Below are 12,320 nucleotides of genomic sequence, written 5' to 3'. Positions count from 1 at the left end.
AGAACGGTTATTTAGTTTATACCTGAAATCGATCCCAGATGAGCCACCATTAATAGTTATCTGATGATTTAGTGATGGTGATAGCAGTAGAGGCTGTTACTTGTGTATCGGGTCTTAACTTTTTTAAAGTCTTAACAATGGGTATGGGTCCTTTTTGACCATCAATGAAAGTAGTGCCCGAATTTTTTTGTGTTATCGGTTCGATAAGAAACGTTCTTGCTACATATGTTCCTTCCACTATTTTATCTATTCCAAGATGGATATAGGCATTGTGATACACATCAAATATCAATAGGGCACAATTAATACTATTAACCGGTTGAGTGTAGTAAACGACTTGTGTTGAAGACATAAGTAGCTTGGGAATGAGATGGAAATTAACTAATTTACTTTTTACACTATTGAATCCACCCTTGTTTTTCTTTTTTAAATCTTCAAACGTAATTATACCGTTCATAACACCATTGAAACCTGGCATGCCCCTATATTTTGAAGCTGCGCGTTCCTTCAAAGTTTTATTGACAATACTTTGTAAGCCTACAAGATGACAAAAGTTTTCTTTGTTAAAATCTAAGTGAAGTATGGAGCCGTCTCCCAAGTGGTATGTAAATCGATATGGTAATAGATAGCTGATGTAGTAGTCGAGGAGCAATTTTAGGTTAATCTGATCTATTCTTGGTTTTACATCTAGTGAGTGTAAGTCGTGGACATATGATATCCTTTCGAGCATATAGGTTCCCTCACAATTTCTATTTACAAACTAAAAAAGACGCTAGGTAGATAGAACCCGCGCCTTCACAATTACAATATGGTGGCGACTAAAAGCTCTGTTCCGCGTCTTATTTAAAGTCCACCGCGGAGTGGAACTAGGGGTCGCCTTCCCCAGTGACCCTAAGGGTCCAAATATAGTATATTCCGTATTACCATGTGTTATGCAACTAACTACTCTGTTCCGCATCTTATTTAAAGTCCACTGCGGAGTGGAACCAAGGGTTGCAGCCCTGGTGAGCGCATTACGCTCCTAATTTGTATATATCACTAGTATACCACAATAGCCTTGTAGTTCAACGAAATAGGAGGCATTATCCATATGTTTATCGAATTTAATTTTCCGATAGAATCTGTTAATATGAGACTATGTACAAGTGAATCTACCAGATCATAGAATAGTCTATTCGTTTTTAGATATGGGGATGACAATCAGGAGGGAAATCATTGAGCACACATCAAATCGGAGTTCCATTGGAAGGGTTTGCAGAGTTTAGTCGTACGGTTGCTGCTGAAGGAGCCGTTTTACTCAGAAATGAAGGCCAAGTGCTTCCACTTCGTGAAAACGAAAACGTTTCAGTTTTTGGTCGCATTCAAGTTAATTATTATCGTAGCGGCACGGGTTCAGGCGGTAGTGTTCATGTGGCGTACACAACGAATCTATTGGATGGTCTTCGCAGCAAAAAGAATATAACGGTCAATGAAGAGCTGGCAGCTGTCTATGAGAAGTGGATTGAGGAAAATCCATTTGATGATGGCGGAAAAGTATGGGCGGCCGAGCCATGGAATCAGAAAGAAATGCCTTTGACGGATGAACTTGTTGCACAGGCTAGAAGCAAATCCAGCAAAGCCATTATTGTGATTGGACGTACAGCAGGAGAAGACCAGGATAATGCGGATGCGTCAGGAAGTTACCAACTGACAGAAGATGAGAAAGCGATGTTGAAGCAAGTTACTTCGCAGTTTGAACACACAATCGTTGTGTTGAATGTCTCAAATATCATCGACATGAGCTGGTTAAACGAAACGTATCTACATCCGATCCAAGGCGTAATTTACTCCTGGCATGGCGGTATGGAGGGTGGTAATGCAATTGCCGATGTGCTGGCGGGGGACGTTACACCAAGCGGTAAACTGACAGATACGATTGCATATTCCATCGAAGATTACCCTTCGACAAGCAACTACGGCAATGAGTTCAAGAACCTGTATCAGGAAGATATCTATGTAGGTTATCGTTATTTCGAAACGTTTCGACCTGAGCGTGTTCAGTTTGAATTTGGTTACGGCCTGTCTTATACGACGTTTTTGGCCCAGCACGAAGAAGCAAAATCATTGTCCAAAGACGGCGAAACCTACATTGAAGTTCGTGTCAATGTGACTAACTCCGGTACAACATATGCGGGCAAAGAGGTTGTGCAAGTTTATTATGAAGCGCCACAAGGTAAACTGGGACAACCTGTGAAGGCGTTGGTAGCTTTCGGCAAAACAGGATTGTTGCAGCCGGGCGAGTCAGAACTTCTGACGATCAGCTTCCCGATCCATGACATGGCATCCTACGATGATGCGGGTGTTACAGGTCATGCTTCCGCATACGTTCTGGAAGAAGGCACATATCGACTGCATGTAGGAACCAGTGTGAAACAAGTGCAGCACATCAGCATCGATGGCCAGGATGGCTATAGTATTGAATCTCTTCAATTGGTGGAGCAACTGCAAGAAGCGATGGCCCCAACTGAAGATTTTACACGGATGAAACCAGGTTCGCGCAAGAAAGATGGATCTTATGAACTGACTTATGCAGAAGTACCGAAACGTAAGATATCCATGGCGAACCGGATTGAGCAGAATCTCCCGCAAACGCTGGAGCAGACGGGCAACCAGGGCCACAAGCTGAGTGACGTTAAGGCTGGCAAAGTGAGTCTGGAAACCTTCATCGCTCAACTGAGTGATCAGGATCTGGCGGCAATTGTCCGTGGTGAAGGCATGAGCAGCCCGCTCGTTACTTCGGGAACGGCATCCGCATTTGGTGGTGTCAGCGACAGCCTGTTCAACTACGGTATTCCGGTAGCATGTACGGCAGATGGCCCGTCCGGTATTCGTATGGATAGTGGCGAGAAGGCAACACAGGTATCCATTGGTACGTTGCTTGCGGCGACATGGAACAAAGATCTCGTTGAAGAGTTGTATGTGATGGAAGGACAGGAACTGCTGAGAAATCAGGTAGATACCCTGCTCGGACCTGGACTGAATATTCGCCGGAGCCCGCTCAATGGTCGGAACTTTGAGTACTTCTCTGAAGATCCACTAATCTCGGGTGTATTTGCTGCAGCATGTACGAAAGGCATTATGAAGGGTGGTTCCAATGCCACACTGAAACACTTTGCCTGCAACAACCAGGAGAAACACCGTAGCAAAGTAGATGCTGTTGTCTCCGAACGTGCACTGCGTGAAATTTATCTGAAAGGGTTCGAAATCGCAGTAAAAGAAGGCGGAGCGAACTCCATCATGACCTCCTACAACCCGGTTAACGGGCACTGGGCTGCATCCAACTACGACCTGAACACCACGATTTTGCGTGGCGAATGGAACTTCGAGGGTATCGTAATGACCGACTGGTGGGCAATTATGAACGATGTGACCGAAGGTGGCGAGGCTGATCGCAAATACACCAATTGGATGGTTCGTGCGCAGAATGATCTCTACATGGTTGTACCGAACTACGGCGCAGAGATTAATGGCTGGGACGATAATACGATTGAATCCTTGGAAAATGGAACATTGACTCGCGGTGAGCTGCAACGCTCTGCGATCAACATCTGCAAGTTCATCATGAATGCACCGGTGTCCGGCAGAAAACATGAGATCGTGGAGAACGTCGCTTCGTTCCAAGCGAATGCATCTCTATCTGCTGCACAAGCTCAGGGTCTTGTTGAGAACGCACAGGTGAAACCTGAAGTAGCTGAACCCGTCTATATGAAAGTGGACGAGGCCGGCCATTACCGGATTATCGTACAGATCATGTCCCCTGAGCCAGAACTCGCTCAAAGTGCATGTAACCTGCTCCTGAATGACCAATTGGTAACCACCATCCAAACGAATGGTACAGAAGGCAAATGGATCAGACAGAAGCTTGTCAAAGTAGATCTTGAAGCAGGACTGTATGAATTGAAACTGGACTTCACCAAACCAGGTCTCCAGATTGATTGGATCGAATTCAAGCAGGTGTAGAAGATAATCGGATATATCAGATGAATAGCAGCAATCGATAGATTGTTCTGTCATCAAAAGTAAAATACGTTGGTATGACAAAGGACACTGTTTGCGGGTGTCCTTTGTTGTAACACGGAATAGCTACTGTTATGATAGTGTTATGGGATTCTGGAGTTCTGAACAATGGGGTCAGGGGTGTTGCGAAGAATGAGAAATTATAATTTTTTGAGTCCAATCCTGCTGGTTGTGGTGGCGCTGATTGTAAGAGGCCTGGTGACTAACCTTGGAGTTCTTTTCGGCTTATCACAAGAAGTGGCGAGTAATATTGCCATGATTGCCATGATCATTGCTGCACTGATTATGTTTAATCGAATGACGAAGGCTCGGCGTAAAAAATAGAAAAAGCTCGGATAACTATAAAGTTATCCAAGACAAGAAGACACCCTCCGGGTGTCTTTTTTTGTATTGACGTTCTGATCCTAACGTTTTAGACTATTGCTAATAAATAATAACGTTAATAATAACAAAAATAACAAAATTCATCAAGCAAAGTACATGATGTCCGTTGCACTCTCTATTTGCTAACCCATTCCGGTCCCCAAAGGAGAATCCATTCATGAAGATCATTGCCGACAAACAATATATCTTTCAGGAAGGTCAGCCTTTTCAGAGCAGTCATGCGTCCACCGTTGCTGTTTTATCGAATGGCAGTGTGCTCGTTGCTTGGTTTGCAGGTCAGCATGAGAAAGCAAGTGATGTAGCGATCTGGCTCGCAAGGCAGGATCATAGCGGAGCGTGGTCTGTTCCACGTAAAGTCTCGGATGAGGAAGGTGTAGCTCACTGGAACCCGGTGCCCGGTGATATTGGTGGTCGTGGGCCGGTTCGGAACAAACCTATTCCGCTGGAGGATGGAACAATGCTGGCTCCCGCATCCATTGAACGATTGGACCCTGAGGTATCAGGCAAGCAGATCTGGGAGTCCTTTGTCGATATCTCAACAGATCACGGGGAGACTTGGACGAAGAGTACACATGTGCCGATGGACCTGTCCACCTATGTCGGGGCGGAGCATTGGTTTGCCAAGGGGCTGATCCAACCTACATTGTGGTCTTCTGGTGTAGAGCGTGTGCACATGCTTCTGCGCAGTACCGAAGGGGTTATTTTTCGCAGTGATTCGCCAGATGGTGGACGCACATGGTGTGAAGCTTACGCTACAGAACTGCCCAACAACAATAGCGGGATTGATGCCATACGCATGGAGCATGGCTTGTTGGCGCTTGTCTACAATCCGGTCAGTGGATATGCAACAGAGAGCCCTCGAACTCCGCTGGTAATTGCTTTTTCAACGGATAATGGTCAGACCTGGGGAGATGAATATGTGCTGGAAAATGAACCGGGGGAATACTCGTATCCGGCGATCGTATCTCAGGGGAAGGAACTATATGTTACCTATACGTGGAAAAGGGATCGAATTGCGTACTGGAAGCTAACCGTCACTCATAACGATGAAGAAGGACCGCAGGAGCGCTGATGATGTGCTTTGTCGGTCCTATATGTCATGGAGCGTTGCACTGTACCAGTACGATAATGTTCATGAATGCTGGAACGGTCGGATGAGAAAATGAGCTAACCATTTCTGATGTGCGCATGTCCTACGATTACTTAGCATCTCCAAATTTGATATGGATGAAGGGAGTGACCCTTATGAACAGACAGCCTGTATTGGAAGTCATCGCTGTGGATGCGGAAGATGCCAAGGCAGCTGAGGAGGGAGGGGCTGATCGGATTGAACTGGTGTCAGCGATGTCCGAAGGAGGGCTTACCCCCAGTTACGGTGTAATCGAGCAAGTAATATCACAAGTCTCCATTCCAGTGTATGTCATGATCCGTCCGCATAGCCGCTCGTTCCGCTATAGCACAGATGACATCCACGTCATGACCCGGGATATACGCATGGTGAGGGAACTTGGAGCCGCTGGTATTGTAATCGGTGCTCTTACAGAAGATGCGGAAGTTGACCTTTTATCCATGCAATCATGTATGGCGGAAGCTCAGGGAATGGGGGTTACATTTCATCGTGCGATTGATGTGAGCGCAAGCCTGACTGCGACGCTCAAGGCCATTAATACCCTGGGCACCGTCGAGCGTGTGCTTACATCGGGAGGGAAACGGACAGCGCCTGAAGCCATACTGGAACTGAAACAGCTTCAGGAACTGGGCCTAACTTTGAACATCACTGTCATGGCAGGCTCGGGGATAACCGTAGATGGGATTCAGACCCTTGTCCAACAAACAGGCATGACAGAGATACATATGGGATCAGGCGTCAGGTACGAAGGCAGCTTTAATTATCCCATGGATCCACATTTGGTCGAAGAAGCCAAGCAGCAGCTATGGTCTGCATCACAACAATTCATGGATAGTAGTACGATGAGTAGCGGTCCAAGCAATGGTGATCTAGTGACATAGGAATGCACGAAATAAAAGGAGTGATATGCCATGAATCATAAACTGCAAGCAGCCGAATGGATTAAGTCCGCAGCACAGGTAAGCCCATCCGAACGCCAGTTAAGGTGGCAGGAGATGGAGTTCTATGCGTTTATTCATTTTACGGTAAATACATTTACCGGTCGCGAATGGGGCACTGGGGAGGAAGACCCGTCGATCTTCAATCCTTCTGAACTGAGCGCAGCGCAATGGGTGAAGGCGTGCAAGGCTGTGGGGATGAAGGGGCTGATTTTGACGTGCAAGCATCATGATGGATTTTGTTTGTGGCCAAGTCAGTTTACAGCGCATACGGTCGCGGCTAGTCCGTGGAGGAACGGTACGGGGGATTTGGTTCGGGAAGTCGCTGATGCCTGCCGTGAGGGTGGATTGAAGTTTGGCGTGTACCTGTCTCCTTGGGATCGGCATGAAGCATCCTACGGGGATTCGGAGAGGTATAACGGATTTTTTCTCCATCAATTGAGAGAGTTACTTACAAATTATGGAGACATTTTCTGTGTATGGTTCGACGGCGCGTGTGGGGAGGGTCCGAATGGCAAAAGGCAGGTCTATGACTGGGACGCCTATTATGCGCTTATTCGTGAACTTCAGCCCGAAGCTGTCATCTCGGTATGTGGCCCGGATGTGCGCTGGTGTGGCAATGAAGCGGGGCATACACGGGATTCGGAATGGAGCGTTGTACCAGCGCATATGCAGGATAATGAGAAGATTCAGGAGCAATCGCAGCAGGTGGATGATGGTGAGTTTGCCACAAGGATTAATACGCAGGACAGTGATTTGGGAAGCCGAGAGGTCATTCGTTCCCAAGGTGAGCAACTGATCTGGTATCCTGCCGAGGTGAATACCTCGATTCGCCCGGGATGGTTCTATCATGCCAGTGAAGATGATCAGGTCAAAACATTGGAAGAACTGCTCGCCGTCTATTATGGCGCAGTGGGGGGCAACGCCACCTTTTTACTCAATCTGCCACCTGATACGCGTGGTCTCATTCACGAAACGGATGTCGAGCGACTACAGGAATTGGGAGATTCGCTGCGCACCATTTTTCAGGAAAATTTCGCCTTGCAGGCGATGGTAAAAGCATCAGAGACGATGGATGAACAACATGCTGTATCGGAGGTGCTGACGGAACGACGGGATACGTATTGGTGTCCCCATGAAGGAACCGAGCAGGCTTGGATCGAGCTGGATTTGCAGGAAGAAAGATCATTTGACCGGGTGGTGCTGATGGAAGATATCCAGACAGGCCAACGGATTGAGCGTTTTACACTGGAGTCACAGAGGGCAGATGGTGAATGGGAACAGTTCTATAGCGGGACGGTGGTGGGGTATAAGCGGATATGCTGTTTCCCACAGGTCACATCGAAAAGGATGCGATTAACCATTCATGAATCCAGATGGTATCCTACGTTGTCCGGGTTAGGCATATATCTGAGCGAGCGGGGAGGGATGTAACATGGCGGTGCTGACGTATAAAGGTTCACAGTTTCTGTATGACGGCGATCCTATTCGGATTCTGTCGGGTGCCATCCATTATTTCAGAGTGGTCCCCGACTATTGGGAGGATCGGCTACTCAAGCTGAAAGCCTGCGGTTTCAATACGGTGGAGACGTATGTGCCGTGGAATGTTCATGAGCCGCAGCCGGGGCAGTATTATTTTGAGGGCATGGCTGATCTGGAACGTTTTATTCGCACTGCGGGAGATGTGGGTCTGCATGTGATTGTTCGCCCAAGTCCTTATATATGTGCGGAGTGGGAGTTTGGCGGATTACCTGCCTGGCTGCTCGCTGATGATGAAATCCGTCTGAGGTGTAGTGATGCAAAATTTCTGGCGAATGTGGATCGTTATTATGATGTGCTTTTGCCCAAATTGAAACCTCTTCTTAGCACCCAAGGCGGACCGATCATTGCGATGCAGATTGAGAATGAGTACGGCAGCTTTGGTAATGACGCGAGTTATCTGCAATATTTACGTGATGGCATGGTGGAGCTCGGTATGGATGTGTTGTTATTTACCTCGGACGGGCCGACAGATCACATGCTGCAAGCGGGATCAGTGGCGGGGCATCTGGCTACAGTCAATTTTGGATCAGGAACGGAGGGAGCGTTCACCAAGCTGCGTGAATATCAGGCAGAAGAACCTTTGATGTGCATGGAGTACTGGAATGGCTGGTTCGACCACTGGGGAGAGCCGCATCATACCCGAGAAGCCGCGGATGTGGCTGGTGTATTTGAGGAGATGCTTCGAGCAGGAGCCTCAGTCAACTTTTATATGTTCCACGGTGGAACAAATTTCGGATTTTACAACGGGGCGAACTGTCAGCAGAAGGATCAATACGAACCCACGATTACAAGTTACGACTATGATTCACTGCTCAGTGAATCCGGGGAGCCGACAGCAAAATTTCATGCGGTGAGGGACCTTATTGCTCGGTATAGCGACAACGGTCTGGGTGAGCTTGTGCTGCCAAAATCGAAGGGGACTACCGGCTATGGGCGGGTGGAGTTGAGCCAGCAGGCGTCATTACTGGCGCAATTGGACCGGATATCAGTCCCGGTACAGCGTACGAATCCGGAACCGATGGAGAAGCTGGGTCAGGATTATGGCTTTATTTGTTATCAAACCCGGATATCCGGGCCTAGGGAGCGACAGGAACTGGTGGTTCAGGAGGTGCGTGACCGTGCGCTTGTGTTTGTTGATGGGCAATTTCAAGGCGTTCTGGAAAGCGGAAATACAGCATTGTCTGTATCCTTTGAAGTGCCGCCAGAGGGCGCAGAACTATTGATCCTTGTTGAAAATATGGGGCGAATCAACTATGGTCCATACCTTAGAGATCCGAAGGGCATTACGGAGGGTGTGCGACATGGCTTTCAATTTTTATATGATTGGACGATTTATTGTCTACCATTAACGGATCTGTCGGGTTTACAATTCAGCGATGCGATTAGCGAAGCACAGGGGCCAGCCTTTTATCGGGGCAATCTTCAGATCACGGATGTAAGAGATACTTTTCTACGTCTGGATAGCTGGACCAAGGGGGTTGCATTTGTAAACGGATTCAATCTGGGTCGCTACTGGAATAAAGGACCGCAAAAAACGTTGTATGTACCTGCCCCGCTTCTTCGCGAGGGTGAGAATGAAATTGTGATATTCGAGCTTCATCAGACGACTGATCTGGCCGTAACGTTCGTGGATACACCGGATTTGGGCTAGGAAAAGGAAAATAGGTGAGCCAAACGATTATTGAGAATTGTCGTGTCCGCCGGAAAAAGGTATACGTTGGGTATGGACATCGGCTAGAGGAGAGGATGAGGAAAAATGAAAGTTGGACTCAGCACCTACAGTCTGCAACAAGCATTGGATCGTAAAGAATTAACCGTACCAGATGCCATTCGTTGGATCGCCGATCAGGGTGGGGAACATGTGGAGATTGTGCCGATGGGATTCAGTCTGATCGATAACCCCGAGTTGATTAATGAGATCAAAGCTGTGGCAAAAGAGGTAGGAATCGATATTTCCAATTATGCCATCGGTGCAAACTTTGCTGTACAGGAGGACGCCGAAGCGTTGGAGCAAGAGATCCAGAATGTGATGCGACATGTGGATGTGGTTGCTGCATTGGGTGTGAAACTGATGCGTCATGACGTGGCTTTCCGCCCTGCACCAGAGGGAACCGTAACACAGTTCGAGATTGACCTGCCGGTACTGGTGAAGGCTTGTCAGCGGATAGCCGATTATGCAGCGGGTTTTGGGATCACAACAAGCGTGGAGAACCATGGGTACTATGTGCAGTCGAGTGAGCGAATTCAGCGTTTGTTACACGAAACGGCGCGGAGTAACTTCAAAACCACGCTGGATGTCGGCAATTTCCTCTGTGTGGACGAAGACCCGGTGAGTGCCGTAAAAAATAACATTCCGTACGCGTCGATCGTGCACGCCAAAGACTTCTACTGGAGACCTTCCTACCGTAACCCCGGTGAAGGCTGGTTCCAAACCTCGCATGGCAATTACCTGCGCGGTGCCATTGTGGGCCAAGGCGATATCGACATGCCTGAGGTGTTCCGTGTGTTGAAACAATCCGGATATGACGGATATATCTCGGTTGAATTTGAAGGCATGGAGGATTGCAAAACCGCCTCACGCATTGCGATGGATAACGTCCGCCGCCTATGGGAAGAGGCATAGGGCTGAGTACTTGTTTGACATGAAATATGACTTGTTACGTATGAATATAACGGAAAGTTAGTTCAGTCAGGAAAAGTAGTGGAGGGGGCGAAATCGATTCTGAAGAAACGAAGTTAAAAGCTTTCTGTAAGAAAGCTACTTCGTAAGCATTAACTCGCCTTTATCACCGGATTTCCCCTTTGCAAAAAGGGGATTGAAGAAATCTGGGGATAAGAGCGATCGGAAGAACGATTCGCAACCGGAACGTCTACCCGCTGGACGTCAATTATTTTATTATGGAGGAATCAGCACTATGTCCAAATTGAAAGTCGCCGTCATCGGTGCCGGATCCATATCCGATTGTCATTTGCAAGCCTACGCCAGTAATCCCGACGTTGAAATATACGCCATCTGTGACCTTAATGAAGCACGTGCCAAAGAAGTGGCGAAGCAATATAATGCACCTCATGTGTTTACCGATTATAAGGAACTGCTCGCATTGCCCGAGATTCATTCCGTCAGCATCTGTACATGGAATGACTCCCATGCGGAGATTAGCATTGCTGCTCTGGACGCGGGTAAAAACGTGCTGTGTGAGAAACCGCTCTGCCAAACGGTGGAGGATGCCCTTGAGGTAGAGAAGGCTGTTCATCGTAGCGGAAAGCTGCTGCAAGTCGGTTTTGTTCGCCGCTATAGCGACAATGCACAGATTCTGAAGAAGTTTATCGACGAGGGTGAACTGGGCGAGATCTATTATGCCAAAGCCTCCAGTCTGCGTCGTCTGGGCAATCCGGGTGGCTGGTTCTCGGATATCAACCGCTCCGGCGGAGGCCCGCTGATCGATATCGGGGTGCATGTAATCGACATTTGCTGGTATCTGATGGGCAGACCGAAAGTGAAATCCGTCTCCGCTAACGTGTCTAACCGATTGGGGAACCGCTCGAACATTAACAATCTCTCGTTCTACAAAGCAGCGGATTATGACGCGCAGCAGAACACCGTTGAGGACATGGCGAATGCACTGATTCGTTTCGAGAACGGTGCGAGCCTACTCGTGGACGTCAGTTTCACGCTCCATGCCAAAGCGGATGAGACTTCGGTCAAACTATATGGCGACAAAGGCGGTGCCGAGCTGGAGCCGGAAATTTCGATCATTGGCGAGAAATTCAACACCATTTTGAACATGACTCCACAGGTAGATTTCAAATCATTCGACTTTATGGGCTCGTTCCGTAATGAAATTAACCATTTTATCGATAGTACACAGGGGCGTAAAGAAACACTTAGCCCCGTCGAAGACGGCGTCGAAGTGATGAAAATGCTCTGTGCCATCTACGAATCAGCCCGACAAGGCCGCGAAATCACGCTGTAAAGGTAGGATTGTATTGCGTTGATACTCTAGTTGATACTTTACTACTCCGTTTCATTGAAAGTTATGAGCACTTCGCTCCCTTTCAATGAAAAGATCCACTCCGCGCGAAGGATTCGGAATCGCTCTCTCCGCTCGCGGTCGGAGCAGAGCAGGTGGCGGGCTCTAACGAATCTGAAGCGCCTTATTCAAGGATTTGGAGCGCTAGCAGAAATCTAAGGAACCTGACACACGCTATATCGGAATAAACAGCAGTTTACAGCGATTTTATCAGCTAATTTCGGGAAATAACGTGTCTGA

9 protein-coding genes are annotated in these 12,320 nt (G+C 47.8%); 8 read left to right on the top strand and 1 reads right to left on the bottom strand.

Features of this window, described 5'->3' with window-relative positions:
- Window positions 1-49 precede the first annotated feature (49 nt).
- Window positions 50-730, bottom strand: coding sequence for a PBECR4 domain-containing protein (locus OM416_RS27345; protein WP_264934799.1), 681 nt, complete (start codon window positions 728-730; stop codon window positions 50-52).
- A gap of 485 nt (window positions 731-1,215) precedes the next feature.
- On the opposite strand from OM416_RS27345, the gene OM416_RS27340 reads away from it, so the two are divergent.
- The 8 genes from OM416_RS27340 (at window position 1,216) to OM416_RS27305 (ending at window position 12,023) form a co-directional block, all read left to right on the top strand.
- Window positions 1,216-3,999, top strand: a complete 2,784-nt coding sequence (locus OM416_RS27340; RefSeq protein WP_264934798.1) for a glycoside hydrolase family 3 C-terminal domain-containing protein — start codon at window positions 1,216-1,218, stop codon at window positions 3,997-3,999.
- 189 nt (window positions 4,000-4,188) lie between these two features.
- A complete protein-coding gene (locus tag OM416_RS27335) occupies window positions 4,189-4,380 on the top strand; it encodes a hypothetical protein (protein ID WP_062837718.1) in 192 nt (63 codons plus the stop codon).
- A 217-nt stretch (window positions 4,381-4,597) separates the two neighbouring features.
- Complete coding sequence (locus OM416_RS27330) at window positions 4,598-5,512, top strand: sialidase family protein (protein WP_264934797.1); 915 nt, start codon at window positions 4,598-4,600, stop codon at window positions 5,510-5,512.
- Window positions 5,513-5,685: 173 nt separating this feature from the next.
- Window positions 5,686-6,450 carry a copper homeostasis protein CutC gene (locus OM416_RS27325; RefSeq protein WP_264934796.1) on the top strand — a complete coding sequence of 255 codons (765 nt, stop codon included), beginning with the start codon at window positions 5,686-5,688 and terminating at the stop codon, window positions 6,448-6,450.
- A gap of 30 nt (window positions 6,451-6,480) precedes the next feature.
- Window positions 6,481-7,941, top strand: a complete 1,461-nt coding sequence (locus OM416_RS27320; protein WP_264934795.1) for an alpha-L-fucosidase — start codon at window positions 6,481-6,483, stop codon at window positions 7,939-7,941.
- A 1-nt stretch (window position 7,942) separates the two neighbouring features.
- Window positions 7,943-9,700, top strand: coding sequence for a glycoside hydrolase family 35 protein (locus tag OM416_RS27315; protein WP_264934794.1), 1,758 nt, complete (start codon window positions 7,943-7,945; stop codon window positions 9,698-9,700).
- A 105-nt stretch (window positions 9,701-9,805) separates the two neighbouring features.
- Window positions 9,806-10,672 (top strand): sugar phosphate isomerase/epimerase family protein, encoded by an 867-nt coding sequence (locus OM416_RS27310; protein WP_264934793.1) that lies wholly within the window; start codon window positions 9,806-9,808, stop codon window positions 10,670-10,672.
- 292 nt (window positions 10,673-10,964) lie between these two features.
- The gene (locus OM416_RS27305) at window positions 10,965-12,023 is read left to right on the top strand and encodes a Gfo/Idh/MocA family protein (protein WP_264934791.1); all 1,059 of its coding nucleotides are present in this window, start codon (window positions 10,965-10,967) and stop codon (window positions 12,021-12,023) included.
- Window positions 12,024-12,320: the final 297 nt, after the last annotated feature.

The organism is Paenibacillus sp. LS1, assembly GCF_026013365.1.
GTDB lineage: Bacteria > Bacillota > Bacilli > Paenibacillales > Paenibacillaceae > Paenibacillus.
This window is presented reverse-complemented; position numbering and strand designations above follow the sequence as displayed.

Coding starts and splice junctions, on each gene's coding strand:
- OM416_RS27335 (WP_062837718.1), top strand. CDS start 4,189: ATGAGAAATTATAATTTTTTGAGTCCAATCCTGCTGGTTGTGGTGGCG.
- OM416_RS27320 (WP_264934795.1), top strand. CDS start 6,481: ATGAATCATAAACTGCAAGCAGCCGAATGGATTAAGTCCGCAGCACAG.
- OM416_RS27345 (WP_264934799.1), bottom strand. CDS start 730: ATGCTCGAAAGGATATCATATGTCCACGACTTACACTCACTAGATGTA.
- OM416_RS27325 (WP_264934796.1), top strand. CDS start 5,686: ATGAACAGACAGCCTGTATTGGAAGTCATCGCTGTGGATGCGGAAGAT.
- OM416_RS27305 (WP_264934791.1), top strand. CDS start 10,965: ATGTCCAAATTGAAAGTCGCCGTCATCGGTGCCGGATCCATATCCGAT.
- OM416_RS27330 (WP_264934797.1), top strand. CDS start 4,598: ATGAAGATCATTGCCGACAAACAATATATCTTTCAGGAAGGTCAGCCT.
- OM416_RS27310 (WP_264934793.1), top strand. CDS start 9,806: ATGAAAGTTGGACTCAGCACCTACAGTCTGCAACAAGCATTGGATCGT.
- OM416_RS27315 (WP_264934794.1), top strand. CDS start 7,943: ATGGCGGTGCTGACGTATAAAGGTTCACAGTTTCTGTATGACGGCGAT.